The organism is Pseudoroseomonas ludipueritiae, assembly GCF_014490445.1.
Lineage (GTDB): Bacteria > Pseudomonadota > Alphaproteobacteria > Acetobacterales > Acetobacteraceae > Pseudoroseomonas > Pseudoroseomonas ludipueritiae.
Map to the genome: position 1 here is coordinate 1 of NZ_JACTUZ010000053.1, position 25,804 is coordinate 25,804.

The window sequence follows — 25,804 nt, forward strand, 5'->3', positions numbered from 1 at the left end:
TCAGCGCGCCCGTGCCGGCATTGCCGGACAGCGAGCCGACCGCCGCGCCGGCGCCAGCGCCCAGCAGGCCGCCGGAAGCCGCGCGGTCGCCGGTCGAGTAGCCGCAGGCGCCCAGGCTCAGGCCAGCGAGGGCGAGCAGGGCGAGAGAAGACTTGCGCATGGGCGTGAATCCTGAAGCTGTTGCAATCTACGCTTCGGAAACGCAGGCTTGGGCGCTGAGTTGCAAAGCGGTCATGGATTGCGGCTTGAGCCCGGGCGCGCGGGGGGGTAATCCACGGCGCCTTTTACCGCATTGTCAGCGGCTTATTCTCCCGGAAGGTTCGCAGCATGTTCTCTCGCCTGTTCGGCTTCCTTTCGGCCGACATGGCCATCGACCTCGGCACGGCCAATACGCTGGTCTATGTGAAGGGGCGAGGCATCGTGCTCAACGAGCCCTCCGTGGTCGCCATCGCCGATATCCGTGGCCGCAAGCAGGTGCTGGCGGTGGGCGAGGAAGCCAAGCAGATGCTGGGCCGCACGCCCGGCAATATCGCGGCCATCCGCCCGTTGCGGGACGGCGTCATCGCCGATTTCGAGGTGGCGGAGGAAATGATCAAGCATTTCATCCGCAAGGTGCATAACCGCCGCTCCTTCGCCTCGCCGATGATCATTGTCTGCGTGCCCTCCGGCTCCACCGCCGTCGAGCGCCGCGCGATCCAGGAAAGCGCCGAATCCGCCGGCGCCCGCAAGGTGCTGCTGATCGAGGAGCCGATGGCGGCCGCGATCGGCGCCGGCCTGCCGGTGACCGAGCCCTCCGGCTCCATGATCGTGGATATCGGCGGCGGCACCACCGAGGTGGCCGTGATCTCGCTGGGCGGCATCGTCTATGCCCGCAGCGTGCGCGTCGGCGGCGACAAGCTGGACGAGGCGATCATTTCTTACATTCGCCGCCAGTTTAATCTGCTGATCGGCGAGAGCACCGCCGAGCGGATCAAGATGGAGATCGGCGCCGCCGCCCTGCCGGACTGGAACGAGGAAGGCCCGGTCACCGAGGTGCGTGGCCGCGACCTGATGAATGGCGTGCCGCGCGAGGTGATGGTCAGCCAGCGCCAGATCGCCGAATCCCTGGCCGAGCCGGTGTCGCAGATCGTGGAAGCCGTGAAGGTGGCGCTGGAGAATACGCCGCCGGAGCTCGCCGCCGATATCGTGGACAAGGGCATCGTGCTGACCGGCGGCGGCGCGCTGCTGCAGCGGCTGGACCAGGTGCTGCGGGAGGCCACGGGCCTGCCGGTCTCGGTGGCCGAGGATGCGCTGGCCTGCGTGGCGCTGGGCACCGGCCGCGCGCTGGATGAGATGAAGCGGCTTCGCCACGTCCTCTCCTCCATGTATTAAAAAAGCTGGGGCTCAGGCTATGGGCCCCCTGACGAATCGCTATCCTGGACGTTCTTCCGACATCCTGCCCTGAGGAAGTCCGCGCTTGATCCGTCTCAGCATCCCGCTGCGCCAGGCTCTGTCGCGTTTGTCCTTGCCAGTGCTGGTGGCCCTTGCCTTCGGCACCATGCTGATCGGCAAGGCGGACACGGTGCTGGTGGACCGCGCCCGGATGGCCCTGGCCGATACCCTGGCCCCCATCTATGCCGTGGTGGCCGAGCCGGTGAATGCCCTGCGCGGCGGGTTGCAGGAGGCCCGCATGCTCTGGGCGATGCGGGAGGAGAATGCCCGGCTGCGGGAGGAGAACGACCGCCTGCACCGCTGGCAGGCCGCCGCCCTCTCCCTGGAAGCCGAGAACACCCTGCTGCGCCGCCAGCTCAGCGTCATTCCCGAAGCACCCTGGAGCCTGCGCACCGCCCGCGTGGTGGCCGATGCCGGCGGCACCTATGCCCGCGCCGTGCTGCTGGCGCTGGCGCCGGGCGTCGAGATCCGCAAGGGCCAGGTGGCGCTGGATGAGCGTGGCCTGGCCGGGCGCGTGACGGAGGTGGGCAGCCGCTCGGCCCGCGTGCTGCTGGTGACCGACATGAACAGCCGCATCCCCGTGACGCTGGAAAGCAGCCGGGCGCGCGCCATCATGGCCGGCACCAATGGCGACCACCCGCGCCTGCAGCACTGGCCCGAGGGCACCCGCCCCCGGGAAGGCGAGCGCGTGGTGACCAGTGCCGAGGCTTCCGTCTTTCCCGCCGGCCTGCCGGTGGGCGTGGTGCGCTGGACCGAGGGCGGCACGGCGGAAGTGGAGCTTTTCGCCCGGCTGGACCGGCTGGACATGCTGCGCATCTTCGACTTCGGCCTGACTGGCATCCTGCCGCCGGAATCCGTCGCCCGCCCCGAACCGCGCGGAAAGCACTGAGGCGCCGATGGCCATGCGCGGCAGGCGCGAACCCGCCCCCGGCCTGCTGCGCCGGCTGGATGCGCTGGCGCGCGCCGCTTTCCCGGCCGGCAGCACGGCGCTGATGATGGTGGCCTCGGCGGCGCCGGTGGACCTGCCCTCGGCCCTGCCGGCGGTGGCGCTGGCCTGCGTCTTCTTCTGGTCGCTGTTCCGCCCGGCCACCATGTCGCCGCCCGTCTGCTTCGCCATCGGGCTGTTGCAGGACCTGCTGGGCTTCGCGCCGCTGGGCATCGGCATCCTGACGATGTTGGTGGTCCATGGCTTCGTGCTGCGGCTGCGGCGCCCGCTGGCGCGGCAGTCCTTTCCCATCGTCTGGCTGGCCTTCGCTGGCTTCGCCGCCGGCGCGGCGCTGCTGGGTTATGTGTTGCAGGCCGCGCTGAATGCCCGTGTGCCGCCAGTCATGCCGGGCGTGGTATTCTGGGCGCTCAGCACGGGGTTCTACCCCGCGATCGCCGCATTGCTGACGCGCTTGCACAAGGCCATGCAGCGGGCCGAGGATCTGGCCTGAGATGAGCAAGAGAGAGGAAGAACGCCGCCGCAGCGTCTTCACGCGGCGGGCGCTGATGCTGGGGGCGGGCCAGGCGGGCCTGCTCGGCTTCCTCGGCTATCGCCTGCAGAAGCTGCAGCTTGAGCAGGGGGAGCGCTATGCGACGCTCGCCGATGAGAACCGCATCTCGGCGCGGCTCATCGCCCCGCCGCGCGGCCGGGTGCTGGACCGGCAGAACCGCGTCATCGCCGCCAATGACCTGAACTGGCGCGCGCTGCTGACGGCCGAGCAGACCCAGGACGTCGATGCCACGCTGGAGACTTTCAGCAACATCATCCCCCTGACGGAGCAGGAGCGGGCGCGGATCGAGCGCGAGGTGCGCCGCCGCCGCCGCTTCGTGCCCGTGACGGTGCGGGAGTTCCTGAGCTGGGAGGAGATGGCGCGGATCGAGGCCAATTCCCCCGACCTGCCAGGCATCAGCGTCGATGTCGGCACCACGCGGCAATACCCTTGGGCCGAGCATCTGGCGCATGTGGTGGGATATGTCGCCCCGCCGGCCGAGGCCGACATGGATGGCGACCCACTGCTGGAGCTGCCGGGCATTCGCGTCGGGCGTTCCGGCATCGAGAAGTTCCATGACAAGCTGCTGCGCGGCAATGCCGGCACGGTGCAGTTCGAGGTCAATGCGGTAGGCCGCGTGATCCGGGAACTGGACCGGCGGGAGGGTGTGCGTGGCCAGGATGTCGGCATCTCCATCGATGCCGAATTGCAGAGGGTGGTGCGCGACAAGATCGAGGAAGGCACCAGCGTGGTCGTCATGGACGCCCGCAACGGCGAGGTGCTGGCCCTGGCCAGCCAGCCTTCCTTCGACCCCAACCTGTTTTCCTCCGGCATCTCGGCGGCGCAATGGAAGGAATGGACGCGCAGCCGTTCCACGCCACTGATCAACAAGGCCACCAACGGCCTTTACGCCCCGGGCTCCACCTTCAAGATGGTGGTGGGGCTGGCGGCGCTGGAGGCCAAGACCGTCACGGCCACGGAACGCATCTACTGCCCCGGCCATTACGACCTGGGCGACACGCGCTTCCATTGCTGGCGCCGCTTCGGCCATGGCGGGCTCGATATGCGCGGGGCCATCAAGCATTCCTGCGACGTGTATTTCTACGAGATCGCCAAGCGCACGGGCATCGACAAGATCACCGCCATGGCCAAGCGCTTCGGTATGGGCGTGCCGCTCGACATCGAGCTGCCCGGCACCCGCAGCGGCTTCTCTCCCACGCGGGACTGGCGCATCAAGCAGGGCAAGGCCTGGAACCTGGGCGATACGGTGGTGCATGGCATCGGCCAGGGCTTCTACCAGTTCACGCCGCTGTCGCTCGCCACCATGACGGCGCGGCTGGCCACCGGCCGGGCGGTGCAGCCGCATCTGACGCGCAGCATCAATGGCAAGGCTACCCGTGGCATCAGGCCCGAGGACTGGCCGGAACTCGGTATCCCCGAGCGCGACCTGAAGCTGATGCGCGAAGGCATGTGGGCGGTGGTGAACGAGCCCGGCGCCACCGGCGCCAATGGCAAGCTGCCGGCCTCGGTGGGCGTGCTGGCGGGCAAGACCGGCTCGGTGCAGGTGCGCCGCGTCTCGCGCGAGCAGCGCGAGCGTGGCTTCCGGGTGGAGACCATGCCGCGCGAATGGCGCCCGCATGCGCTCTTCGTCGCCTTCGCGCCCTATGACAATCCGCAATACGCCGTCTCGGTGGTGGTGGAGCACGGCACGGCCGGTGGCGCCGCCGCCGCGCCCCTGGCGCGGGAGGTGATGGTGGAGGTGCTGAACCGCTTCCGCGGCGGCAATGCCCCCGCCACCCCCAGCGCCGAGGCCACCCCCGCATCCCAACTGGCAGAGGCCCAGCGGCCCCCCGGAAATCCCCGCCGATGATGTCCCGCGCGATCTTCGAGCGCCGCCTGCTGACCCGCGACCGCGGTGCCGGCATCCTGGAGAAGCTCTGGCTGATCCCCTGGAGCTTCGTGCTGCTGCTCTGCGCCATCGCGGCCGTGGGCTACGTGGCGCTCTACTCGGCCGGTGGCGGCTCACCCGAGCCCTATGCCAGCAAGCATGCGCTGCGCTTCGCCTTCGGGCTGGTGATGATGCTCTCCATCGCCCTGATCGACATCCGCGTCATCGCAAAGCTGTCCTGGCTTGGTTACGCCGGTGGGGTGGCGCTGCTGGTGCTGGTGGCGTTGCACGGGCAGGTGGGCAAGGGCGCGCAGCGCTGGATCGAGATCGGCCCGGTGCAGTTGCAGCCCTCGGAACTGATGAAGATCATGCTGGTGCTGGCCCTCGCCGCCTGGTTCCACCGCGCGAGCTGGGAGAAGGTGGGCAACCCGCTCTTCCTGATCCCGCCGGTCATCGCCGCGCTGGTGCCGGTGGGGATGATCCTGAAGCAGCCCAATCTCGGCACCGGCATGATTACGCTGATGGTGGGCGGCGCGGTCTTCTGGGCCGCCGGCGTGCGCTGGTGGAAATTCGCCGCCATCCTGGCCATGGCGGGCATCGCGGCACCGATCGCCTATGAGCACCTGCACGATTACCAGCGCGCCCGCATCACCACCTTCCTGGACCCGGAGAGCGACCCGCTGGGCGCGGGCTACAACATCATCCAGTCCAAGATCGCGCTGGGCTCGGGCGGCCTCTGGGGCAAGGGCTTCCTGCAGGGCACGCAGGGGCACCTGAACTTTCTGCCGGAAAAGCAGACGGACTTCATCTTCACCATGATCTCGGAGGAATTCGGGCTGGTGGGGGCGCTGACGACGCTGCTGCTGCTGGCCCTGGTGCTGGCTTTCGCGCTGATGGTGGCCATCCGCTGCCGCCACCAATACGGGCGGCTGGTGGCTGTCGGACTGGGCGTGAACTTCTTCCTCTATGTCTTCGTGAACATCGCCATGGTGACGGGCAGCATCCCGGTGGGCGGCGTGCCGCTGCCGCTGATCAGCCACGGCGGCTCCGCCATGCTGACCACCATGCTGGGCTGCGGGCTTCTGATGTCGGTGCATGTGCATCGCGATGCAGAATTTGGCGCGACACGTGATTAGAGGGGTTGCCATTCCCGCCAGAGGCGTTAAAAGCCCCCTCCACCGACGGGGCGCCTGAAACGCCCTGAAGGAAAAAGAGATGGGCGCTTAGCTCAGTTGGTAGAGCAGCTGACTCTTAATCAGTAGGTCCACGGTTCGAGCCCGTGAGCGCCCACCATCTCTTCCAGTGGCTGAGGCCATATTTCCCAGAGAAAGAAAAGTTTCTGCCCGTACATTGCCGGGGGCACATGTGCCGTTCGCCAAGACCATGCTGGTGGTCGTGGCTGGCTTCGACGAATGGAATACTGAGCGTCAGGCGCCACTGAGCGGGGCTGGCATCCTTCAGCGGCCATTTCTGAACAGCGCGTTGGGTCGTGGCAACTGGGCTGCAGCAGGACCAATAGATTAGGCTCATACCCATTAATGGAGCCTGTTGCGCTTTGAACTGGATGTGCTGCCATAGCTGACCTGTTCTGGCTCCGAAGGCGCAGATCGGGCCGACCTCGTGCTACTTCCCGCCCTCGCATGCTGTGCCGCGGGTGGGCGACCAGCGGGTCGCCAGCGGCATCCTCCACGTTATCCGCCATGGCCTAGGCTAGCGCGATGCGGCTACCGGGCAGGGGCCGCACAAGGCCCTCTACAACCGCTTCATCCGCTGGAGCCGCATCGCCGCCTTCAACCGCATCTTCGCGGGGCTGGAGGGTGGCAAGGACGACCGGACCGGCTGATGATCGAGACCACTCACCTCAAGGCCCACCGCACAGCAGCCAGCCTGCTCAGAAAGGGTTGCCTCCCGCCATGTCCAGCCGCCGCAAGGGCGGCCTGAACGCCAGGTGGCACGACGTCGTCACCGGTAGCTGGGGCTGCCCTCTGGCATCCTGATCAGCGGCAAAGGCTATGACAGCGGTCACTTCCGCCACACCCTGACCGCTCGTGGCGTCGAGCCCTGCATTCCATCACGCTGCGGTCGCGAGCAGCGAATCCCGCATAACAGGAAGTTCTAGAACCAGCGGCGGCACCGCATCACCCTGCGTGATGACCACTGCGCCCAGACCTTCGTGTCCGCTATCTGCCTAGCGTCCACCGTCCTCTTCCGGATCTAGGCGTCCTGAGCTTAGCGCAGCCAGGCGATGGGTACCCTTCTTTGGCCGTAAAGCGAAGAACTGGCTCCAGCCGCTTCACAAGCGTATTAATCGCATAAGAGCATGAATTGGGTTAGGTTTGTGGCTTGGAGCAATGGGATGCCCCACAGGTGGAGCAGCATCCATGCAGCAGCATGCAGCATTCGACCGTAAAGAACTGCTTCCGTATCTGCAGGCAATGTACAAAGAGCATTGCGATCAAGCCAGGCAACATGAAAACCTGCGCCAGCAGGGTACCACTCTAGTTATGACAATTTGTGGTGCCATCTTGTCCCTTGCTGCAGCTTCCGGTGGTCTTATTGTTTTTCTCAAGCCGACCGCTAGCGAGCCTCATGTGCCTGCATGGTCCTACCTTTTATACTCATTCCTTGGAGTATTGATAGTTGGATTAAGCCGGCACGGACGGCTACTCAGTATAAAGCATTATGAGCGGAATAAAATGCATGCGGAACGTGCTCGGCAGTACCGGTTGCTGTTGGAAGCAATGTTCCCGGATGAATTCGGAGATGGTGCCCGCAGGGCGGCGGTAGCGGAGCATCAGGGAAGGATTATCAACAAAAAGACCGAGGTCTATAAAAACGGCCTTCCAAAGAGGACAGAAGCCGCATGGCAAAAGAGCGATGCGGGAAGAAAATATCCTCATATGGTCGACGTTCAACTGTATTCCTTATGGGCTGGCTTGTTCAGGTTTATGACATTCGTGGGTGTTTTCCTAATCTTGTGCCCAATCCTTGTAATTTTTGTGATATACTGGGACGAAATATCAAAAGCGATCTCTGTTTGATCGGATGTATTTTAGTATTTTCGTGTAAAACTAGGTTCCGCGAATTTGGTCTTCAGCGAAGATCTATCACTCTACCTTAGCACCTCGGTATTCCGCCCAACTACATCTGGTGGGTCGAAGTGCCGCCTCAGCGTGGAAAGGTGGTCACACATTGTCGCCGCAGATAACGTGGATGGATTGGTGTAGTATTCTGTACTTTCACCGCACGGGCATCTATGCCAACCACCACCGTGACGCGTTTGGACTTATCGCTAATCGCTACGGTTGGCGGTTCATTCCAGCGTTGTATGGCCGCTTGCTGTTCCGGTTGGCCTGTTGCCTGCTAATGGACGCGAAGAACGCCGCCACCGGTCGCAGCCTACCGATAGTTTAGCGGCGCATCGGCCACGATCTCCGCCACACCAGCCTCGGCTAAGGCGGTAGAAAAGGAACGGCGGACCTCATGCCAGCACCGGCCGGTCACATCGGAAGTGTCATCCAGCGCTGCCTTCAAGTCGCTGAACGTGTTGACCTTCTTGCCGGCCTTGGGAAAGGGGAACATCAGCCGGTTCCGGGCGTGCCCGCGTCCTTCCAGCGTGCGCGCAAGAAATCGAGCGCGAGCGAACCGAACGGCAGGCGGTGAGTGTCCCGGTTCTTGTCAGCGTGCCCAGCGTAGTCCACACGCCCTTGTTCAAGTCGAGGGGCGACCAGTCCAGTTGCGCCGCCTCGCTCCGCTAGTAGGGGCAGCCCGATCAGCAGTCGGATCGATTACGATGGGCAGGCGCAAAACCGTCCACTGCGTCGGCAGCGTGCCACAGGCGGGCGAGGTCGGACATGGCACGGTAGCGTGACCGGGACCGAACGGCGCTTAACCGGCGTGCCTTGCTGGCGGGTAGGTAGAGACTGACTGCCACATAGCCTTCCTTCTGGCACCAGCCGAGGAAACTGGAGAACGCGCCAAAGCGGTAGTGGGCAGTCCCGGGACGGGTGGCTTCGACCACCAGCAGGGCGCGCTCCGAGGCAGCTTTGGCGATGGCGGTGCGACGCTCGGCCGCAGGGTTCGGCACCGGCTCTGCCTGTCGGTGGACCGCCGGCGTCAAGCTCGGCACTCGGCTCAATCAGTAGGTGCGTGGTTCGAGCCTGCGGGCGCTCACCATCTCTTTCCCTGGAAAAAAGAGCTGCCAAACGCCCCGCAATGGCCCCGCAACGGGGCGTTTGCGTGTCTGGACTTTGCGCTTCGCCAGAAGCCCCGCAGAGCCCGCTTAAGGGCCTTGCCGGCTGCCGCCAGCCGCAATCATCAGGGCGCTTGCGCCAACGAAATGGCGGCCTCTCCAGTTTGCTTCCAAGTTGGCTCCTCAGCGCAGCCGATGGCGGTCAGGAAAATGGCGAGCAAGACAAGTCGGCGCTCGAAGCGATTCTGTCGTTAGAGATCCGGGATGACAGGGTGCCGCAGCCGTAGCGCCAATTACCCCGATGACACTGCGCCCATCCCGCTCACCGCAGCCGCCTCGATGCCCCTGCATGATGCCGCTCTTACCCCGGCCCATGCCCGAAAATCGCCCGCAGCAGCGCATAGAGCGCACCGCCCGCCAGGAAGCCGACCAGCGTGCCGTTCACGCGCACGAATTGCAGGTCGCGGCCGACGCGCAATTCGATCTTGTCCACCACGGTGGCGGTATCCCAGTTGCCCACCACCTGCGCGATGAAGCCGGAGAGCCGGTCCTGCGCCTGTGGCAGCAGCCCGCGCAGCATGCGCTCAACAGCGCCATTCACCCGTGCCCTGGCGCCTTCATCCTGCTCCAGCAGCGCACCCAGATTGCCCATCAGTCCAGCCAGAAGCGTCACCGTCCGTCCGTCCTTGCGCCCGGCATCGGCGGCCAGGGCGGCCTTCAGCCGGTCCCAGACATCCATCAGCCAGGCATTCACCGTCGGGTGGGCCATGGCTTCCCGCAGCGCGCGGCCGATGGTGGCGGCGCGTTCCGGGTCGGTTTCCAGCTTCTCGATCTCGGCCAGCAGCCAGGCCTCGAAGGCGGCACGCAACTCGCTGTCGTCGGGCTCGATCTTTTCCAGCTCCTGATTGATCGAGCTGAGCACGCGCCGGGCCACGGCGGCGCCGGCCAGCCAGCCCACCAGCGCGCCGCCTTCGGCCCGCACGCGGTTCTGGATGGCATCGCGCAGGCTGTCCTCCTTGGCCGCCAGCACGACCCGGATCTGCGTCACGGCTAGGCCGAAGACCTCCTGGTGCTGGCCGCCCGCCATCAGCGTCCGCAACAGCCGCGCCAGCATGCGCGCGGCGGCGGGGCCGGAGGCGATGCGCGGCAGCAGCCGCATCAACAGGCGTCGCGCCCGCCCGTCCTCCACCGAGAGCAGCAGGCGCGGCAGGGAGCCCGCCAGTGCTTCCGCCGTCTGGCGGCTGGTGGCGGGGTCCTCCAGGAAGCGGCGCAGGATGGCGGCGATGTCGATGCGGGCCAGGAGCCGGCCGATCTCGGCCTCGGTGAAGACATGGTTGGCGACGAAGCGGCCTAGCCCGCGCCCCAGCCGTTCCTTTTCATTGGGGATGATGGCGGTATGCGGGATGGGCAGGCCCATGGGCCGGCGGAACAGCGCCGTCACCGCGAACCAGTCGGCCAGGCCGCCCACCAGCCCCGCCTTGGCGGCGGCCTGCAGCAGGTCGGTCGTATAACCCGGCGGCATCCAATAGGCGCCAAGCATCAGCGCCGCCATCAGCACCAGCAAGCCGCTGGCGAAGGCGCGGTAGCGGGCGAGGTTGCGCCGCAGCGCCACCTCCGGGTCCTGCGGGTTGGCGGGGAAGGGGGGCAGAGGAGAAGCGTCCATCGGAGCGGAGGGTATCGGAGATCGCATGCCCCCGAAACCACGCGGCCCGCCCTCCCGTTGCCGGAGGGCAGGGATGCATCGCCTTCCGCTTCCGCCCGGCCCAATGTGATGTTATGACATAACAGAGATGAGCGCGCCCCGATCCCCCTTGCTGACCGACCCGCTAGCCTTGGCCGCCGGCACTGGCGCGCGCCTGCTGCTGGCGGCGGTGCTGCTGGCGCTGCTCTGGGGCGGTGTGCTGTGGGCTTTGCAGGCATGATCACGCTTGAGAACCTGACCCTGAGCCACGGGCGCCGGCCGGCGGTGCATCACGTTTCCGGCCATTTCACGCCTGGCAGCCTGACGGCGATCGTCGGCCCCAATGGCGCCGGCAAGTCCACGCTGCTGCGCGCCATCGCCGGGCTGCACCGGCCGGATGGCGGGCGGCTGGTGGCGCCACGCGAATCCATCGCGTTGCTGCCGCAGGTGGCAGCGGTGGACCGTGCCTTCCCGATCTCCTGCCTGGATGTGGTGCAACTGGGCCACTGGTCCCGCGCCGGCGCCTTCCGCGCTATCCGCCCGGCGGAGCGTGCCCGCTCGCTGGAGGCCTTGGCCGCCGTGGGGCTGGAAGGCTTCGCGAGGCGGCCGGTGGGCAGCCTCTCCGTGGGGCAGTTCCAGCGCGTGCTTTTTGCCCGGCTGCTGGTGCAGGACGCGCCCGTCATCCTGTTGGATGAGCCCTTCAACGCCCTCGATACGCGCACCGTGACGGACCTCCTGGCCCTGGTGCGCCGCTGGCATGGGGAAGGGCGCACCGTGGTGGCCGTGCTGCATGACCTCGAACTGGTGCAGCGCGAATTCCCGCAGACCCTGTTGCTGGCGCGCGAGGCCATCGCCTGGGGCCCCACTGAGGAAGTGCTGCGCCCCGAAAACCGCCTGCGCGCCCGCATGATGGCGGAAGGCTGGTTGGACGACGCCGGGGCCTGCACGCGCGACGCGGCCTGAAGCCATGGCTTTGCTGGACCTGATCTGGGGCCCCTTTGCGGAATTCGGCTTCCTGCGCCGTGCCATGGTGGGCTGCCTCGCGCTCTCGCTGGCCGCGCCGCCGCTGGGCGTCTTCCTGATGCTGCGGCGGATGAGCCTGACAGCCGATGTGCTGGCCCATGGCATCCTGCCCGGCATCGCCGCCGGCTTCCTGGTGGCGGGCCTGTCCGTCACTGCCATGTCCATCGGCGGCTTGCTGGCGGGGCTGGTGGTGGCGCTGGGTGCCGGCGCCATTTCCCGTGCTACCGGAGGGCGGGAGGATGCGGCCCTGGCCGCCCTCTACCTCGTCGCCCTGGCGCTGGGCGTGACGCTGATCTCCACCCGCGCGGGTTCGGTGGAACTCTCCCACCTGCTGTTCGGCAGCGTGCTGGGGGTGGATGACCCGGCGTTGTTCATGATGGCCGGCGTTTCCAGCCTGACGCTGATGGCCCTGGCCTTCGCCTGGCGGCCGCTGGTGGTGGAATGCTTCGACCCTTCCTTCGCCGCCGCGGCACGGATGCGCGGCGGGGCCTGGCATATGCTGTTCCTGGGGCTGGTGGTGCTGAACGTGCTGGCGGCCTTCCAGGCACTCGGCACGCTGATGGCGGTGGGGCTGATGATGCTGCCCGCTGTCGCCGCCCGGCATTGGGCGCGCAACGTGGGGGGCATGGCCTATGCCTCGGTCGCCATCGCCATCTTCTCCAGCGCGGCGGGGCTGCTGCTCTCCTATCACCTCGATCTGCCCAGCGGGCCGGCCATCGTGCTGGTGGCGGGGGGCGCCTGGGTGGTCTCGCTGGTGGCCGGGCCGGTCGACGGCCTCCTTGCGCGTTGGCTGCGACGGCCGCATCTGGCTGGTTAACCCGGGCTGCCTTTCGCCGCCCGGCAACAGGCAGGAAAAACATCCGGATGGAACAGCGCGCATTGGGTAAGGCCGGCTTTTCGGTCGCGCCACTCTGCCTTGGTGGCAATGTCTTCGGCTGGACAGCGGACGAGGCGCAGTCCTTCAAGATCCTGGACGCCTTCGTCGCCGGTGGCGGCAATTTCATCGACACCGCCGATGTGTATTCGCGCTGGGTTCCCGGCCACCAGGGCGGCGAGTCCGAGACCATCATCGGCAAGTGGCTGAAGGCGCGCGGCGGGCGCGACAAGGTGGTGATCGCCACCAAGACCGGTGCCGAGATGACGCCCACCGACAAGGGCCTTGCCCGCGCGCGGGTGGAGAAGCAGATCGAGGCCTCACTCAAGCGCCTCAACACCGATTATGTCGATCTCTACTACTCCCATCGCGACGATGCCGGGACGCCGATGGAGGAGGTACTGGAAACCTATGACCGGCTGATCAAGGCCGGCAAGGTGCGCGCCATCGGCGCTTCCAACTTCACCGCCGAGCGGCTGGGCGAGGCGCTTTCCACCGCCGATGCCAAGGGCCTGCCGCGCTACACGGTGCTGCAGCCGCTCTATAATCTTTACGACCGGAAGGATTTCGAAGGCGCCTTGCAGGACCTCTGCGTCAAGGAAGGCGTGGCCGTCGCGCCCTACTACACCCTGGCCAGCGGCTTCCTGACCGGCAAGTACCGCAGCGAGGCCGACCTCTCGCAGAGCGCCCGTGGCGGCAAGATCGGCACCAACTACCTCAACCCGCAGGGGCTGAAGCTGCTGGATGCCATGGATGCCGTGGCGAAGCGCCTGGGCGTGAAGCCGTCCCAGGTGGCGGTGGCTTGGCTGGCCTCGCGCCCCTCGGTGGTGGCGCCGATCGCCAGCGCCACCAAGGTGGAGCAACTGGAGGAACTGCTGGCCGCCGTGCAGCTGAAGCTGGACGCCGATGCCATGCAGGCGCTGGACGCCGCCGCGCCGTAGCAGGCCCGGCTTGCACAGGGGCGGGGCGGGGCGCCATGCTGCACCGCACCCGCCCTTGAGGTTTCCGCGATGCCTGATGCTCTCGCCGCGTTGGAACGCAGCCTTCGTCAGCAACTGGAATACCTCGACTACCCCGCCCATGACTGGGTGCCGCCGGCCGGCGATGGCGTGCTGGATGTCGCCATCGTCGGCGGCGGCCAGACCGGGCTGGCGACGGCTTTTGCCCTGCGGCGGCAGAAGGTGGGCAACACCGCCATCTTCGACCGCGCGCCGCCGGGCGGCACCGGGGTCTGGACCACCTTCGCGCGCATGCGCACCCTGCGCACGCCGAAGCATGTCACCGGCCCTGACCTTGGCATCCCCGCCCTGACACCACGCGCCTTTTTCGAGGCGCGGGATGGCGCGGCGGCCTGGCAGAACCTGCACAAGATCGGCCGCGAGGACTGGCAGCGCTACCTGGACTGGTACACGCGCGTGCTGGACCTGCCGGTGCGGCACGAACATGCCCTGACGCAGGTGGAGCCGGAGGGTGCGCTCCTGCGCCTGCGCTTTGCCACGCCGGGTGGCGAGGCCGTGCTGCGCGCCCGGCGGCTGGTGCTGGCCACCGGCATGGATGGTTCCGGCGCCTGGGTCACACCTGCCCCCTTCGGCCAGTTGCCGCCCGAAAAGGTGCTGCATACGGCGCAGGAGATCGATTTCGCCAGCCTCGCTGGCAAGCGGCTGCTGGTGGTCGGCGCCGGCGCCTCGGCCTTCGATAATTTGGCGACCGCGCTGGAGGCCGGCGCGGCCGAGGCGCGGATGCTGGTGCGGCGCCCGCGCATGCCGCGCATCAACCCCTTCCGCTGGATGGAGCAGGCCGGTTTCCTCGGCCAGCACCATGCGCTGCCGGACCTGCTGAAGTGGCGCTTCATCCGCCACATCTTCGAACTGAACCAGCCGCCGCCACAGGAAAGCTGGGACCGCGTGGCGGGCGACCCGCGCTTCGCCATCACCATGGGCGCGCCGGTCACCGCCGCCCGCATGACGGGGCAGGAGGTGGAACTGGAGACCCCGCGCGGCAGCTTCCGCGCCGATGCGGTGATCCTGGGCACCGGTAGCACCTTCGATCTCGGCCTGCGGCCGGAACTGGCGCCCTTCGCGCGGCATATCCGCCTCTGGCGCGACGCCTTCACGCCACCGCCGGGCGAGGAGAGCGCGCTCTGCGCCGTCTCGCCCTATCTGTCGGATGACTTCTCCTTTCAGGAGAAGCAGCCGGGCACAGCGCCTTTCCTGACGCGCATCCACTGCATCACCTATGCGGCGACACTCTCCATGGGCCTGTCCGGCGCCAGCATCAGTGGCATGAAATACGGCGTGCCGCGCCTGGCCGATGGCATTTGCCGCGCACTGTGGCGGGAGGATGCGGAGAAGCACCTCGCCGCCCTGCAAGCCTATGACCTGCGGGAACTGACCTCACTGATCCCCGAGGAACTGGCCGAGGAAGCCGCGCAGTGAAGCCCTCCGCCCTGACCACGCATGTGCTGGACACCGCCGCCGGCATCCCTGCCGCTGGCGTGGCGGTGGAACTCTGGCGCATGGAGGATGCCGTGCTGGTGACACGCGCCACCACCAATGCCGATGGCCGCACCGATGCACCGCTGATGGACGTCGCCAGCTTCCGCCCCGGCCGCTACGAACTGCGCTTCGCGGTGGGCGACTACTTCCGCGCGCGTGGGCAGGCGGCGGGCTTCCTGGATGTGGTGGCGCTGAATGTGGGGCTGGAGGCAGGGCAGGGGCATTACCACGTGCCGCTGCTCTGCTCGCCCTGGTCTTATTCCACCTATCGCGGCTCGTAGGGCGAAGGGTCGTTCAGTTCCGGCGGCGGCTGCGCCGTGGGGTCGCGGGCAATCAGCCCGGCATCGTTTTCCGAGAACTTGCCGACACGGGCGGGCACCGGCCAGCAGGCCAGTTCCTCCGCCGGGCTGGGGTGCAGGAAATCCTGCAATTCCTCGGGGGAAGCTTCTTCCTCGCCCAGCCAGGCGGGCCAGAGTTCGGGCGGCAGGATCACCGGCATGCGGTGATGCACCAGTGCCTGCTTTTCATTGGCGTCGGTCGTGACAATGGAGAAGGTGCGCAGCCAGCTTCCATCCGGCTGCTGCCAGCCTTCCCAGAGGCCCGCCAGCGCCATCGGCTCGCCCGAGGCCAAAGCCACGGCATAGGGCTGCTTCCGCGCCCCTTCCTGCCGCCACTCATAAAAGCCATCGGCTGGCACGATGCAGCGCCGCTTGGCGAAGGCATCGCGGAAGGATGGCTTTTCGGCGATGCCATCGGCCCGCGCGTTCATCAGCTTGGCGGCGCCGGAAGTGTCCTTGGCCCAGCGCGGCACCAAGCCCCAGCGCAGCAGGTCCATGTGGCGCGCGCCATCCTTGGCGTTGTAGCGCACCACAGGCGAATCCTGCGTCGGCGCCACGTTCCAGGAGGGCGGGAAGTTGGGCGGCACGCCCGTCACTTCCATGTACTGCGCAAGCCCCGCCGGGTCCCGCTGCAAAAAGAAACGGCCGCACATGATCTCAGCTCCCGGCAAGGCTGCCCTGGACAACGGCGCCAGCGCCAAAGGGTTGAGGCGGCAGGGCAGGGCCGCCCCGCCGCCAGTTTCCTCAGCGCGGCAGAAGCTGCTCGGCCAGCGTGGCGAAGTAACTGGCGCCGATGGGCAGGATCTCGTCGTTGAAGTCGTATTTCGGGTGGTGCACGTTCGCGTCGGTGGGCGCGCGCTGACCGCCCAGCATCAGGTAGGCGCCCGGCTTCTCGTTCAGCATGAAGGAGAAATCCTCGCCGCCCATGGTGGGCTTTTCCATGAACACCACGCGGTTCTCGCCCACCACGGCGGCGGCGGCCTGCTTCGCCAGGTCCGTGGAGGCTTCCTCGTTCACCGTCGCCGGATACAGGCGGGTGAACTGCACCTCGGCCTTGGCGCCATAGGCGGTGGCGATGCCGGTGGCGAGGTCGCGCACCTTCTGCTCCAGCAGGTCGCCGACCTCGGGCTTGAACCAGCGCGCGGTGCCCTGCAGCAGCACCGTTTCGGGGATGACGTTGTGGGTATGGCCGCCCCGGATATGGCCGATGGTGACGACGCCGGATTCCAGCGGCTCCACATTCCGCGCCACGATGCTCTGGAAGGCCGAGACGATCTGGGAGGCGATGACGATCGGGTCATTGCCGTTGTTCGGCATGGCGCCATGCGCGCCCTTGCCGGTGATGGTGATGTCGATATTGCCCACCGCCGCCATCACGGGCCCGACGCGCCACAGGAACTCGCCCGCCTTGTGGCCCGGCCAGTTATGGATGCCGAAGACGCGCTCCATCGGGAAGCGGGTGAAGACGCCTTCCTCCACCATCACGCGGCCGCCGCCGAAATTCTCCTCGGCCGGCTGGAACAGCAGGTAGACGGTGCCGGCGAAGTTGCGGGTCTCGGCCAGATACTTGGCGGCGCCCAGCAGCATGGTGGTGTGGCCGTCATGGCCGCAGGCATGCATCTTGCCGGGCGTCTTGCTGGCATAGGGAACGCCGGTCTCTTCCAGGATCGGCAGCGCGTCCATGTCGGCGCGCAAGCCGATGGCGGGGCCAGGCGCGCTGCCGCGGATGACGCCGACCACGCCGGTCTTGGCGATGCCGGTGATCACCTCATCCACGCCAAATTCGCGCAGCTTGTCAGCCACGATGCCGCTGGTGCGCACTTCCTCGAAGGCCAGCTCCGGGTGCTGGTGGAAGTCATGGCGCCAGCCGGTCATTTCTTGGTGGAAATCGGCGATGCGGTTCAAGACGGGCATGGTGGTTCATCCTGCGGATCGGGTGTCCCATGGTGAGAGCGGGGCGCCGGGGCTGGCAAGGGGCGCCGTGACAAACTGTATGCGGGCGTTTCCACGCGGCGGGGGCGGGGCCATCTGCCAGGGTGATGATCCGCCGCATCCTGCTGACCCTGCTGCTGCTGGCGCCGCTGGCCGTGCTGGGCGCCGTCTTCTCCGGCCTGCTGCGCATCCCGCCGGAATGGGACCCGCGCGCGCCGCTGGACTTCCGTGCCGAGCCCAACCTGATGACGCCCTGGAAGATGGCCCGCATCGGGTTGCAGCCCAGCGCCTGCCTGGCCGCCTTCGAGGCTTCCGGCATCACGCCGCAGCGGCTGCCGGACCGGCCGGAGGAGAATGGCTGCGCCCTGGTGAACACCATGCGCCTGCAGGGGGAAAGCGCGGTGCTGAGCCCGGCGCGGCCGGTGGTAACCTGCCCGGTGGCCGCCGCCTGGCTGATGTTCGAGCGGCACGCGCTGCAACCGGCGGCCGAGGCGCATTTCAACAGCAGCGTCACCGGCGTGCGGCACCTGGGCAGCTATGCCTGCCGCAATGTCTATGGCCGCGCCGCCGGCCGCCGCAGCCAGCATGCCACGGCCAATGCCATCGACATCGCCGGCTTCACCCTGGCCAATGGGCGGGAGGTGCGGCTGCCACGGGATTGGGGCGAGGCGGCGGATGGCTCCCCCGCCGCCTTCCTGCGCGACGTCCGGGACGGCGCCTGCCGCTTCTTCGGCGCCGTGCTGGGGCCGGACTACAACGCGGCGCATCGCGACCACTTCCACATGGAAGCCGGCCGCTGGCGGCGTTGCAGCTAGGCCCGCAGCGCCTCCTCCAGCAGTTCCAGCGCGGCGGTGGCGAAGGCCTCCATATTGGCCGCGCGGTTGGGGGAGGCGGTTTCCAGCGTGCGGCTCAGCCCGCGCGGGCCGCTGACGGCCAGGCAGGCATGGCCGGCGGCATCGCCATAGCGGTTGCCGGAAGGGCCGGTGGCGCCGGTCTCCGCCAACCCCCAGTCGGCGCCGAGCTTCTGCCGCACCTGCCGGGCCAGCAGCGCGGCATAGGGCTCGGTGGAAGGGCGCAGGCCTTCCATGTCCTCTGGCCCGATGCCCAGCAGGGCCTGCCGCGCCGTGCCGGTATAGATCACGGCGCCGCCGAGGAAGAAGGCCGAGGCTCCCGGCACCGCCAGCAGCCGGGCCGAGACCAGCCCGCCGGCGGAGGATTCCGCCACCGCCAGCTTTTCCCCGCGCGCGGCCAGCAGCGCCGCCACGCGGGCGGCGGCCTCCTGGCTGCTCATGCCGGGGTCAGCACATGGATGACGCGGTCCGCCACCAGATGGGCGGAGGCATTGCCATAGGTCACCATGTGGGAGGAGGCGGCATGGGCCCTCAGCGCCTCCGGGCTGGCCCATTTCTCCACCACCACGAAGGTATCGGGGCCATAGGGCGCCCGGCTGCCCGGCGCATCCACGACCGGGCCGTATTCGATGCAGCCTTCCTCGGCCAGCACGGCGGGCATATTGGCGCGGAACAGCGCCAGCAGCGCCTCCCGCTTGCCGGGCTTGGCGGTGATGACGGCGATGACATGGATCATGTGGAAAGCGGTCCTTGCGATGCGGTTCAGGCGGCCTGGCGGGCCTGGGCGGAGGCGCGGATCATGGCCGCCGCCTTCTCGCCGATCATGATGCAGGCGGCATTGGTGTTGCCGGAAACGACGGTGGGCATGATCGAGGCATCCGCCACCCGCAGCCCCTCAATGCCATTCACCCGCAGCTCCGGGTCCACCACGGCGCCGGGGTCGCCGCCCATGCGGCAGGTGCTGGTGGGGTGGAAGATGGTGGTGCCGGCGCGGCGGGCATGGGCCAGCAGGCCATCGTCGCCCTGGCAATCGGGGCCGGGGAAGTATTCAGCCTCGATCCACTCCCGCATCGCCTTGGTCTCCGCCACGCGGCGGACCAGCTTCAGCCCTTCCACGGTGCAGCGGCGGTCCAGCTCGGTGCTGAGGTAATTGGCGCGGATCACGGCGGGCAAGGCAGGGTCGGCCCCCCGCAGGGTGATGGTGCCCCGGCTTTCCGGCCGCAACTGGCAGGTGCTGATGGTGAAGCCGGAGAAGGGATGCAGCCCCCCGCCGGGCTTGTCGGCCGAGAAGGGGATGAAATGGAACTGCGTGTCCGGGGAGGCGCTTTCCGGCAGCACGCGGGCGAAGAGGCCGGCCACCCCGGCGCTGATGGTCAGTGGCCCGGTGCGGTTGAAGGCGAATTGCGCGCCGATGCCGATGCGCCCCAGCAGCGTCGCCATCTGCGCGTTCAGCGTGCCGGGGCGGGAGCAGCGGAAGACCATGCGGGCCTGGAAATGGTCCTGCAGGTTGCGCCCCACATCCGGCAGGTCGTGCGTGGGCTCGATGCCCACCTCCTTCAGCTCCGCCGCCGGGCCGATGCCGGAGAGCAGCATCAGCCGGGGGGAGGCGATGGCACCGCCGCAAAGGATAACCTCCCGCGCCGCGCGGATGCTGCGCAGCGCGCCGCCGTGGCGGAACTGGATGCCGGTGGCCCGCCGCCCTTCCAGCAGGATGCGCTCCGCCGCCGCGCCGGTGACGACGATGAGGTTCCGCCGCCCGCGCGCCGGGCGGAGGTAGGCGGTGGCGGCGCTGCACCGCCAGCCGGCCCGCGCCGTCACCTGGAAGGGGCCGACGCCCTCCTGGCTGGCGCCGTTGAAATCGTCGTTGCGCGGCAGGCCGATTTCCTGCCCGGCCGCGATGAAGGCCTCCGTCAGCGGGCTGCGCGGCACGAGGTCAGACACCGCCAGGGGGCCGCCGCTGCCGTGCCATTCATCGGCGCCGCGCTGCTGGTCCTCTGCCTTGCGGAAGAAAGGCAGCACATCGGCCGCCGACCAGCCGGTGCAGCCCAACTGCCGCCAATGGTCGAAATCCTCGTGCTGCCCGCGCACGTAGAGAAGCCCGTTGATGGCCGAGGAGCCCCCCAGCACCCGCCCGCGTGGCCAGGTGATGCGGCGACCTTCCAGCTCCGGCTCCGGCTCCGTCTGCAGGTTCCAGGACAGGACCGGGTGGTACATGGTCTTGGCATAGCCGATCGGCACATGCAGCCAGGGATTGCTGGCGCGGCCCCCGGCCTCCAGCAGCACCACGCGCACGCCCGGGTCCTCCGACAGCCGCGCCGCCAGGGCGCAGCCGGCCGAGCCGGCGCCCACCACCACATAATCCGCGCTTTCCGGAAGGCTGCTCATGCCCGCCACGTCCTCCAGTTTATGTCTTGCGGGGAAGCCTACGCCCCTCCGCCCCGCTTCGGCCAGACGCTGCTGACGGCCTGGCGCGCGGCCGTTATCCTGGCCCCCGGAGGGATGCCGATGCTGGTGCGTGAGGGGGAGGAGCGGAGCCTGGCCGTGGACCGGCGGCTGGCCTGGAGCCTGGCTGGCATCGCGGGCGGGCTGAATGCGGCGGGCTTCTATGCCGTGGGGCTGTATTCCTCGAACATGACCGGCAATGTCTCCGCCCTGGCGGATCATGTGGCGCTGGGGGATTTCGGCACCGGGCTGGTTTTCATGGCCATCGTGCTGACCTTCATCGGCGGGGCGGCCGTCTCGGCGCTGCTGATCAATGCCGGGCGCCGGCGCCGGCTGGCCGGCATCTATGCTTTCAGCATCCTGGCCGAGTCGGTGCTGCTGGCCGCGCTGGCCGCTGTTGATCTCTGGCTGATGGCGCCGGGGCGGGGGCCGCTGCTGGTCTTCGGCCTCAGCTTCCTGATGGGTTTGCAGAACGCGGTGGTCACGCGGCTCTCGAACGCCCGGGTCCGCACCACCCATGTCACCGGCATGGTGACCGACATCGGCATCGAGCTGGGCAACCTGCTGGACAATGCCTGGCATCGCGGCCGGGCGGAGGTCTCCGACTTCAACCGCGAAAAGCTGCTCCTGCATGCGGAGACGGTGCTGTGCTTCCTCAGCGGTGGCGTGGTGGGGGTATTGGGCTACCGCCAGTTCGGTGGCTGGCTGCTGCTGGCGGGCGCGGTGGCGTTGCTGGCCCTGGCGCTGCCGGGCCTGCTGGCCACGCGGCAGCGCAGGCACCAGCCTGGCTGAGGCGCCGGGCTCAGTTCTTGCCGAAGGTGCGCGCCAGCCCGGTTTCCAGCGGCATGGGCTCCACGCCCAGTTCCGTCAGCATAGGGCCGATGCCGAAAGCCTTGTCTTCCGTCAGGCGGCGCAGCTCGGCGGCGCGCACGGTGGGCAGGCGCGGCACCAGGCGGGTGAGGGGGGAGAGCAGCAGCAGCGGCGCCAGCGGCACCGGCAGCACCGGCGGCACCCGCACCCCTGCCGCGCGGCAGACAGCGGCGACGAAATCGGCGTAATGCAGCGGCGCCGGTCCGGCGATGACAAGGGCCCGCGGCTTCTCCCAGTCCCGTGCCAGGGCGGCGCGCAGGCAGGCGGTGACATCGTCCTGGTGGATCGGCTGCACCAGGGACCGGCCGCCGCCCGGCAGCGGCGCCAGCGGCAGGCGGCGCATCAGGGCCGCCAGGCGCTGCACATTGTCCTCGCCCTCGGCGCCATAGATCATGGTGGGGTGCAGGATCACGCCATGGCGGCCGCTGGCCAGCAGGGCGGCTTCCCCGGCACGGACGCCATCGCCATGGTCATCGGCCCAGCGGGAATACCGGCGCGTGCTGCCCATCAGCACGATGCGCGCTTCCGGCGGCGCGGCTTCCAGAATGGCCGGGGCATGCCGCGCATGGGCGCAGGAAACAACGCACCCAGCGCCCTCCAGCGCCAGCCGCAGCGCGGCGGCATCCTTGAGGTCGGCGATACGCGGCGTGCCGGGAAGGCCGGTGACGGCCCAGCGCGCGGCATCCCGCGCCACGGGGATGAAGGGCGTGCCGTCCCGCGCCAGTACCCGGCAGAGCGCGGTGCCGGAACGGCCGGAGGCCCCGATCACCGCGACGGGAAGGGCGAGGGAGTCGTGCTGCACGCGGCCAAATCCTCCATGTCCTCGGCGTGGCGGTGCCTATGCCAGCGGGCGCGCGGCAGGGCAAACGGGGCGGCCGGGGAGATGCGGTATCATGATACCACAACCTTTTTCTTGACTCCGCGAGCCCCTGCGGCGATACCCCGCGCCAGTCGTAGATTACGTCATTGGATTAACATGCTCTCCACGCAGACCCGCTCGCTGAAGCCGGCGGAGGTCAAGAAGGACTGGGTGCTGATCGACGCGGAGGGCCTCGTGCTCGGCCGTCTCGCCGCACTCGTGGCCACTCGCCTCCGCGGCAAGCACAAGCCGCAGTTCACCCCGCACGTTGACTGCGGCGACCATGTCGTCATCGTCAACGCCGAGAAGGTGAAGGTCACCGGCAACAAGACCGAGCAGTCGGTCTTCTACTGGCACACCGGCTACCCCGGCGGCATCAAGGAGCGCACGATGCGTGAGCGGCTGGAAGGCCGTTTCCCCGAGCGCGTCATCGAGAAGGCCGTGGAGCGCATGATCACGCGCGGCCCGCTCGGCCGCCGCCAGATGAAGAACCTGCACGTCTATGCCGGGTCCGAGCACCCGCATGCCGGCGCGCAGCCCAGCACGCTGGATGTCGCCGCCCTCAACCGCAAGAACAAGGTGGGCTGAGGCCATGAGCGAGCAGACGACCGCCACCTCCCTGTCCGAACTGAAGAACCTGGTTGCCGGCACCCCGGCCGCTGGCGAGCCCGCCGTGGCGCGCGAGCCGAAGAAGGACCAGTTCGGCCGCTCCTACGGCACGGGCCGCCGCAAGAACGCCGTCGCCCGCGTCTGGGTGAAGCCGGGCAAGGGCGAGATCCTCATCAACGGCAAGAAGCAGGGCCAGTACTTCGCCCGCCCCGTGCTGCGGATGCTGATCGCCCAGCCCTTCCTGGTGGCCGACCGTTACCAGCAGTTCGACGTGTACTGCACGGTCACCGGTGGTGGCCTCTCCGGCCAGGCCGGCGCGGTGCGCCACGGCCTGTCCCGCGCCCTGGTGAACTTCGAGCCCGGGCTGCGCGGCATCCTGAAGAAGGCCGGCTTCCTGACGCGTGACCCCCGCGTGGTCGAGCGCAAGAAGTACGGCAAGGCGAAGGCGCGACGCTCCTTCCAGTTCAGCAAGCGCTGACGCTGGGCGGGCCGGCGTACGCGCCGGCCTGTTGCCAACAGGCTGTTTACCGGAAAGGGCGGGTCCGCAAGGACCCGCCCTTTCTGTTTTCGGATTTCTGCTAAACTCGTCCCCAACAGGAGACACCAGATGGCCAAGGGCGCGATTCCCACGATCTTCATCGACGGCGAGGCCGGCACCACCGGCCTCGGCATCCGCGAGCGGCTGGCGGATATCCCCGGCATCGCGGTGCGCTCCATCGATCCTGAGCGCCGCAAGGACCCAGAGGCCAAGCGCGCCCTGATGGCCGAGGTGGATCTGGTGGTGCTCTGCCTGCCGGATGCCGCTTCCAAGGAAAGCGCCGTCATGGCGGCCAGCCTGGGCGCCGATGCGCCGAAGCTGCTGGATGCCTCCACCGCGCATCGCGTGAACCCGGACTGGGTCTATGGCGTGCCGGAACTGGCGCCGGTGCAGGCGGAGAAGATCGCCAGCGCGGCGCGCGTGGCCAATCCGGGCTGCTACCCCACGGGCGGCATCCTGCTGCTGCGGCCGCTGGTGGAAGCCGGGCTGCTGCCGGCCGATTACCCGGTCACGGTCAATGCGGTTTCCGGCTATTCCGGCGGCGGTAAGGCGATGATCGAGCAGTTCGAGGAAGGCGAGCACCCGGCCTTCGAGCTTTACGGCCTGGGGCTGGAGCACAAGCATGTGCCGGAGCTGCAGACCTATTCGAAGCTGACGCGCCGGCCGATCTTCGTGCCCAGCGTCGGCGACTACCGCCAGGGCATGTTGGTCTCGATCCCGCTGCACCTGGACCTTTTGCACGGCAAGCCTTCGCCGCAGGCGCTGCATGAGGCGCTGGAAGCCTATTACGCCGGCTCCGAATGGGTGAAGGTGCTGCCCCCCACGGGCGACAGCAAGCTGGAGCCCGAGGCGCTGAACGACACCAACACCCTGGAACTGCGCGTCTATGGCAATGCCGCGCGCGGGCAGGCGGTGCTGGTGGCGCGGCTGGACAACCTGGGCAAGGGTGCCTCCGGCGCGGCCGTGCAGAATATCGGCCTGATGCTGGGCGTGGATGTTTCCGCCCGCCAGACGGTGGCCGCCTGATGAACGGGCCGCTCTTTCCCTTCGAGGGACGGATGCCGGCCATCGACCCCACCGCCTTCGTGGCCCCCACGGCGGCGGTGATCGGGGATGTGGAACTCGGCCCGGATTCCAGCGTTTGGTACCACTGCGTGCTGCGGGGCGACACGCATCCGATCCGCGTCGGCGCCCGCAGCAACATCCAGGACGGCACCATCGTGCACGTGGCCGCGGGCACCCTGCCGGCGTTGATCGGGGATGACGTGACCATCGGCCATGCCTGCATCATCCATGCCTGCACGTTGAAGAACCGTGCCTTCGTCGGCATGGGCGCGACGGTGCTGGATGGCGCGGCGATCGAGGAAGGTGGCATGCTGGGGGCCGGTGGGCTGCTGGCGCCGGGCAAGCGGATCGGGCCGAACGAGCTGTGGCTTGGCGCCCCCGCCCGCTTCGTCAGGGTCATGAGCGCCGAGGAACGAGCCGGATGGGATCGCAACGCCGTGCATTACGCCGAACTGGGCAAACGCCACCGCGCCTCGCTGACCCAGCCGGCCTGATGCGCAGGGGCTTGGCGGCGGCCGGGCTGGCCTTGCTGGTCCTGGCCGGCTGCGCCGCCACGCCCCAGAACACCCTGCCATCCGCCGCGGCACAGGCGGGGCATGATCCGCTGCCCTCCGCCATCCGCGGCGCGGCGGATGCCTTCGCTTACCCGGAGGCGCTGGCCAACCGCCCGCGCGAGGCCGCTGTCGCCGTGGCGCAGCTGGAATACCTGGCGACGGAGATGATGACCCCGCGTCGCAGCCTGGATTTCACCGGCATCATCGCCCCGGCCTTGCAGGCGGCACGCTACGAAGTGCGTGGCTGGCTCGGCATTCCGCAATCGGCGCCATCGCAGGCGGTGATCGATGCCCTGATGGCCAATCCGCCGCAGCTCTCGCAGCCGGCTCTCTTCACCGCCGGGCCGGAGGAAACGCTGCGCCGGCTTTCCGCCATGCCGCGCCTGCCGCAGGCCAATACCGCCACGGCCGCAGCGCGCCAGGAGCTGGAATTCGGCCCGCCGGACGTGGACATCCGGTGACGCGCGGCCCGCGCCGGGCCATGCTGCGGCGATGACGACCTTCAGCCTGTCCGGAGCCTTCGCCCGCATGCGCCAGATCAAGCCCGCCCCGCTCGCCGCCGTCCTGGCCGCCTCGGTCCTGTTGCTGTCGGGCTGCGCGGAGCTGCGGGGGCCGCGCCCCAGCCAGCCGCTGCCCACCGCGCTGCTGCCGCCGAATGTGGAGCCGCTGCGTGCCGCCGCCCGCATG

The 25,804-nt window shown here is 68.4% G+C and carries 29 protein-coding genes and 1 tRNA gene; 21 read left to right on the plus strand and 9 right to left on the minus strand.

The annotated features are described in order from the left end of the window. Nucleotides 1-327 precede the first annotated feature (327 nt). From IBL25_RS13085 to IBL25_RS13115, 7 genes are all read left to right on the plus strand, one after another. Nucleotides 328-1,371: a rod shape-determining protein gene (locus IBL25_RS13085; protein WP_187778994.1), complete on the plus strand. Its 1,044-nt coding sequence runs from the start codon at nucleotides 328-330 to the stop codon at nucleotides 1,369-1,371. An 85-nt stretch (nucleotides 1,372-1,456) separates the two neighbouring features. Next, nucleotides 1,457-2,320: a rod shape-determining protein MreC gene (gene mreC / locus IBL25_RS13090; protein WP_187778995.1), complete on the plus strand. Its 864-nt coding sequence runs from the start codon at nucleotides 1,457-1,459 to the stop codon at nucleotides 2,318-2,320. A 13-nt stretch (nucleotides 2,321-2,333) separates the two neighbouring features. Next, nucleotides 2,334-2,867, plus strand: coding sequence for a rod shape-determining protein MreD (gene mreD / locus IBL25_RS13095; RefSeq protein WP_187778996.1), 534 nt, complete (start codon nucleotides 2,334-2,336; stop codon nucleotides 2,865-2,867). Nucleotide 2,868: 1 nt separating this feature from the next. Continuing rightward, nucleotides 2,869-4,776, plus strand: coding sequence for a penicillin-binding protein 2 (gene mrdA, locus IBL25_RS13100; RefSeq protein WP_187778997.1), 1,908 nt, complete (start codon nucleotides 2,869-2,871; stop codon nucleotides 4,774-4,776). Continuing rightward, nucleotides 4,773-5,930: a rod shape-determining protein RodA gene (gene rodA, locus IBL25_RS13105; protein WP_187778998.1), complete on the plus strand. Its 1,158-nt coding sequence runs from the start codon at nucleotides 4,773-4,775 to the stop codon at nucleotides 5,928-5,930. The genes mrdA and rodA overlap by 4 nt, the downstream gene beginning before the upstream one ends. Before the next feature lie 81 nt (nucleotides 5,931-6,011). Further along, a tRNA-Lys gene (locus IBL25_RS13110) sits at nucleotides 6,012-6,087 on the plus strand. A gap of 1,088 nt (nucleotides 6,088-7,175) precedes the next feature. Then, a complete protein-coding gene (locus tag IBL25_RS13115) occupies nucleotides 7,176-7,835 on the plus strand; it encodes a hypothetical protein (RefSeq protein WP_187778999.1) in 660 nt (219 codons plus the stop codon). A 358-nt stretch (nucleotides 7,836-8,193) separates the two neighbouring features. Here the strand turns inward: IBL25_RS13115 and IBL25_RS13120 are convergent, their stop codons facing one another. The 3 genes from IBL25_RS13120 to IBL25_RS13130 form a co-directional block, all read right to left on the minus strand. Then, nucleotides 8,194-8,376: a site-specific integrase gene (locus IBL25_RS13120; protein ID WP_187779000.1), complete on the minus strand. Its 183-nt coding sequence runs from the start codon at nucleotides 8,374-8,376 to the stop codon at nucleotides 8,194-8,196. A gap of 190 nt (nucleotides 8,377-8,566) precedes the next feature. Next, nucleotides 8,567-8,881: a hypothetical protein gene (locus tag IBL25_RS13125; protein ID WP_187779001.1), complete on the minus strand. Its 315-nt coding sequence runs from the start codon at nucleotides 8,879-8,881 to the stop codon at nucleotides 8,567-8,569. A gap of 466 nt (nucleotides 8,882-9,347) precedes the next feature. Further along, nucleotides 9,348-10,649: a DUF445 domain-containing protein gene (locus IBL25_RS13130; protein WP_187779002.1), complete on the minus strand. Its 1,302-nt coding sequence runs from the start codon at nucleotides 10,647-10,649 to the stop codon at nucleotides 9,348-9,350. A 127-nt stretch (nucleotides 10,650-10,776) separates the two neighbouring features. On the opposite strand from IBL25_RS13130, the gene IBL25_RS27310 reads away from it, so the two are divergent. The 6 genes from IBL25_RS27310 to uraH all read left to right on the plus strand — a co-directional run bounded on the left by IBL25_RS27310 (nucleotide 10,777) and on the right by uraH (nucleotide 15,340). Then, nucleotides 10,777-10,908, plus strand: a complete 132-nt coding sequence (locus IBL25_RS27310) for a hypothetical protein (protein ID WP_255722793.1) — start codon at nucleotides 10,777-10,779, stop codon at nucleotides 10,906-10,908. Further along, nucleotides 10,905-11,630, plus strand: a complete 726-nt coding sequence (locus IBL25_RS13135) for a metal ABC transporter ATP-binding protein (protein WP_187779003.1) — start codon at nucleotides 10,905-10,907, stop codon at nucleotides 11,628-11,630. The genes IBL25_RS27310 and IBL25_RS13135 overlap by 4 nt, the downstream gene beginning before the upstream one ends. 4 nt (nucleotides 11,631-11,634) lie before the next feature. Then, nucleotides 11,635-12,507 carry a metal ABC transporter permease gene (locus IBL25_RS13140; protein ID WP_187779004.1) on the plus strand — a complete coding sequence of 291 codons (873 nt, stop codon included), beginning with the start codon at nucleotides 11,635-11,637 and terminating at the stop codon, nucleotides 12,505-12,507. 47 nt (nucleotides 12,508-12,554) lie between these two features. Next, nucleotides 12,555-13,505: an aldo/keto reductase gene (locus tag IBL25_RS13145; protein WP_187779005.1), complete on the plus strand. Its 951-nt coding sequence runs from the start codon at nucleotides 12,555-12,557 to the stop codon at nucleotides 13,503-13,505. 69 nt (nucleotides 13,506-13,574) lie between these two features. After that, nucleotides 13,575-14,999 carry an NAD(P)-binding domain-containing protein gene (locus IBL25_RS13150; RefSeq protein WP_187779006.1) on the plus strand — a complete coding sequence of 475 codons (1,425 nt, stop codon included), beginning with the start codon at nucleotides 13,575-13,577 and terminating at the stop codon, nucleotides 14,997-14,999. Then, nucleotides 14,996-15,340: a hydroxyisourate hydrolase gene (uraH, locus tag IBL25_RS13155; protein ID WP_187779007.1), complete on the plus strand. Its 345-nt coding sequence runs from the start codon at nucleotides 14,996-14,998 to the stop codon at nucleotides 15,338-15,340. The genes IBL25_RS13150 and uraH overlap by 4 nt, the downstream gene beginning before the upstream one ends. Here uraH and IBL25_RS13160 read toward each other — a convergent pair. Together IBL25_RS13160 and IBL25_RS13165 are read right to left on the minus strand one after the other, a co-directional pair. Further along, nucleotides 15,325-16,050: an SOS response-associated peptidase gene (locus IBL25_RS13160; RefSeq protein ID WP_120637703.1), complete on the minus strand. Its 726-nt coding sequence runs from the start codon at nucleotides 16,048-16,050 to the stop codon at nucleotides 15,325-15,327. The two genes, uraH and IBL25_RS13160, sit on opposite strands and share 16 nt — an antisense overlap. 91 nt (nucleotides 16,051-16,141) lie before the next feature. Beyond that, entirely contained in the window at nucleotides 16,142-17,311 is a 1,170-nt protein-coding gene (locus IBL25_RS13165) for a M20 aminoacylase family protein (RefSeq protein ID WP_187779008.1), read from the minus strand. 125 nt (nucleotides 17,312-17,436) lie between these two features. Between IBL25_RS13165 and IBL25_RS13170 the strand changes: the two genes are divergently transcribed. Then, nucleotides 17,437-18,144 carry an extensin-like domain-containing protein gene (locus tag IBL25_RS13170; RefSeq protein ID WP_187779009.1) on the plus strand — a complete coding sequence of 236 codons (708 nt, stop codon included), beginning with the start codon at nucleotides 17,437-17,439 and terminating at the stop codon, nucleotides 18,142-18,144. On the opposite strand, the gene IBL25_RS13175 is transcribed toward IBL25_RS13170, so the two are convergent. From IBL25_RS13175 to IBL25_RS13185, 3 genes are read right to left on the minus strand one after another with little or no spacing between them, the layout of a single operon-like run. Then, a complete protein-coding gene (locus tag IBL25_RS13175) occupies nucleotides 18,141-18,620 on the minus strand; it encodes a CinA family protein (RefSeq protein WP_187779010.1) in 480 nt (159 codons plus the stop codon). The genes IBL25_RS13170 and IBL25_RS13175 overlap by 4 nt on opposite strands. Then, on the minus strand, nucleotides 18,617-18,916 hold the full coding sequence (locus tag IBL25_RS13180) for a putative quinol monooxygenase (protein WP_187779011.1): 300 nt from the start codon (nucleotides 18,914-18,916) through the stop codon (nucleotides 18,617-18,619). Before IBL25_RS13180 ends, IBL25_RS13175 begins: the two co-directional genes overlap by 4 nt. Nucleotides 18,917-18,942: 26 nt before the next feature. Further along, a complete protein-coding gene (locus IBL25_RS13185; protein ID WP_187779012.1) occupies nucleotides 18,943-20,565 on the minus strand; it encodes a GMC family oxidoreductase in 1,623 nt (540 codons plus the stop codon). A 120-nt stretch (nucleotides 20,566-20,685) separates the two neighbouring features. Between IBL25_RS13185 and IBL25_RS13190 the strand changes: the two genes are divergently transcribed. Continuing rightward, a complete protein-coding gene (locus IBL25_RS13190; RefSeq protein WP_187779013.1) occupies nucleotides 20,686-21,414 on the plus strand; it encodes a YoaK family protein in 729 nt (242 codons plus the stop codon). A gap of 10 nt (nucleotides 21,415-21,424) precedes the next feature. On the opposite strand, the gene IBL25_RS13195 is transcribed toward IBL25_RS13190, so the two are convergent. Next, nucleotides 21,425-22,294, minus strand: a complete 870-nt coding sequence (locus IBL25_RS13195) for an SDR family oxidoreductase (RefSeq protein ID WP_187779014.1) — start codon at nucleotides 22,292-22,294, stop codon at nucleotides 21,425-21,427. A gap of 174 nt (nucleotides 22,295-22,468) precedes the next feature. On the opposite strand from IBL25_RS13195, the gene rplM reads away from it, so the two are divergent. From rplM to IBL25_RS13225, 6 genes are all read left to right on the plus strand, one after another. Then, the gene (gene rplM, locus IBL25_RS13200) at nucleotides 22,469-22,939 is read left to right on the plus strand and encodes a 50S ribosomal protein L13 (protein ID WP_187779015.1); all 471 of its coding nucleotides are present in this window, start codon (nucleotides 22,469-22,471) and stop codon (nucleotides 22,937-22,939) included. 4 nt (nucleotides 22,940-22,943) lie between these two features. Beyond that, complete coding sequence (gene rpsI / locus IBL25_RS13205; RefSeq protein ID WP_120637695.1) at nucleotides 22,944-23,438, plus strand: 30S ribosomal protein S9; 495 nt, start codon at nucleotides 22,944-22,946, stop codon at nucleotides 23,436-23,438. Nucleotides 23,439-23,567: 129 nt separating this feature from the next. Continuing rightward, entirely contained in the window at nucleotides 23,568-24,524 is a 957-nt protein-coding gene (gene argC, locus IBL25_RS13210; protein ID WP_187779016.1) for an N-acetyl-gamma-glutamyl-phosphate reductase, read from the plus strand. Next, a complete protein-coding gene (locus IBL25_RS13215) occupies nucleotides 24,524-25,057 on the plus strand; it encodes a gamma carbonic anhydrase family protein (protein WP_187779017.1) in 534 nt (177 codons plus the stop codon). The genes argC and IBL25_RS13215 overlap by 1 nt, the downstream gene beginning before the upstream one ends. Further along, entirely contained in the window at nucleotides 25,057-25,578 is a 522-nt protein-coding gene (locus IBL25_RS13220) for a hypothetical protein (RefSeq protein ID WP_187779018.1), read from the plus strand. Before IBL25_RS13215 ends, IBL25_RS13220 begins: the two co-directional genes overlap by 1 nt. Nucleotides 25,579-25,609: 31 nt before the next feature. Continuing rightward, on the plus strand, nucleotides 25,610-25,804 hold a 195-nt coding region (locus tag IBL25_RS13225; protein ID WP_202986768.1), incomplete at its 3' end, for a hypothetical protein.

Coding starts and splice junctions, on each gene's coding strand:
- IBL25_RS13135 (WP_187779003.1), top strand. CDS start 10,905: ATGATCACGCTTGAGAACCTGACCCTGAGCCACGGGCGCCGGCCGGCG.
- IBL25_RS27310 (WP_255722793.1), top strand. CDS start 10,777: ATGAGCGCGCCCCGATCCCCCTTGCTGACCGACCCGCTAGCCTTGGCC.
- IBL25_RS13115 (WP_187778999.1), top strand. CDS start 7,176: ATGCAGCAGCATGCAGCATTCGACCGTAAAGAACTGCTTCCGTATCTG.
- IBL25_RS13180 (WP_187779011.1), bottom strand. CDS start 18,916: ATGATCCATGTCATCGCCGTCATCACCGCCAAGCCCGGCAAGCGGGAG.
- IBL25_RS13185 (WP_187779012.1), bottom strand. CDS start 20,565: ATGAGCAGCCTTCCGGAAAGCGCGGATTATGTGGTGGTGGGCGCCGGC.
- rplM (WP_187779015.1), top strand. CDS start 22,469: ATGCTCTCCACGCAGACCCGCTCGCTGAAGCCGGCGGAGGTCAAGAAG.
- IBL25_RS13145 (WP_187779005.1), top strand. CDS start 12,555: ATGGAACAGCGCGCATTGGGTAAGGCCGGCTTTTCGGTCGCGCCACTC.
- IBL25_RS13170 (WP_187779009.1), top strand. CDS start 17,437: ATGATCCGCCGCATCCTGCTGACCCTGCTGCTGCTGGCGCCGCTGGCC.
- mrdA (WP_187778997.1), top strand. CDS start 2,869: ATGAGCAAGAGAGAGGAAGAACGCCGCCGCAGCGTCTTCACGCGGCGG.
- IBL25_RS13085 (WP_187778994.1), top strand. CDS start 328: ATGTTCTCTCGCCTGTTCGGCTTCCTTTCGGCCGACATGGCCATCGAC.
- IBL25_RS13215 (WP_187779017.1), top strand. CDS start 24,524: ATGAACGGGCCGCTCTTTCCCTTCGAGGGACGGATGCCGGCCATCGAC.
- IBL25_RS13150 (WP_187779006.1), top strand. CDS start 13,575: ATGCCTGATGCTCTCGCCGCGTTGGAACGCAGCCTTCGTCAGCAACTG.
- IBL25_RS13190 (WP_187779013.1), top strand. CDS start 20,686: ATGCTGGTGCGTGAGGGGGAGGAGCGGAGCCTGGCCGTGGACCGGCGG.
- mreD (WP_187778996.1), top strand. CDS start 2,334: ATGCGCGGCAGGCGCGAACCCGCCCCCGGCCTGCTGCGCCGGCTGGAT.
- rodA (WP_187778998.1), top strand. CDS start 4,773: ATGATGTCCCGCGCGATCTTCGAGCGCCGCCTGCTGACCCGCGACCGC.
- IBL25_RS13120 (WP_187779000.1), bottom strand. CDS start 8,376: ATGTTCCCCTTTCCCAAGGCCGGCAAGAAGGTCAACACGTTCAGCGAC.
- IBL25_RS13160 (WP_120637703.1), bottom strand. CDS start 16,050: ATGTGCGGCCGTTTCTTTTTGCAGCGGGACCCGGCGGGGCTTGCGCAG.
- rpsI (WP_120637695.1), top strand. CDS start 22,944: ATGAGCGAGCAGACGACCGCCACCTCCCTGTCCGAACTGAAGAACCTG.
- IBL25_RS13175 (WP_187779010.1), bottom strand. CDS start 18,620: ATGAGCAGCCAGGAGGCCGCCGCCCGCGTGGCGGCGCTGCTGGCCGCG.
- IBL25_RS13220 (WP_187779018.1), top strand. CDS start 25,057: ATGCGCAGGGGCTTGGCGGCGGCCGGGCTGGCCTTGCTGGTCCTGGCC.
- IBL25_RS13165 (WP_187779008.1), bottom strand. CDS start 17,311: ATGCCCGTCTTGAACCGCATCGCCGATTTCCACCAAGAAATGACCGGC.
- IBL25_RS13130 (WP_187779002.1), bottom strand. CDS start 10,649: ATGGACGCTTCTCCTCTGCCCCCCTTCCCCGCCAACCCGCAGGACCCG.
- argC (WP_187779016.1), top strand. CDS start 23,568: ATGGCCAAGGGCGCGATTCCCACGATCTTCATCGACGGCGAGGCCGGC.
- IBL25_RS13140 (WP_187779004.1), top strand. CDS start 11,635: ATGGCTTTGCTGGACCTGATCTGGGGCCCCTTTGCGGAATTCGGCTTC.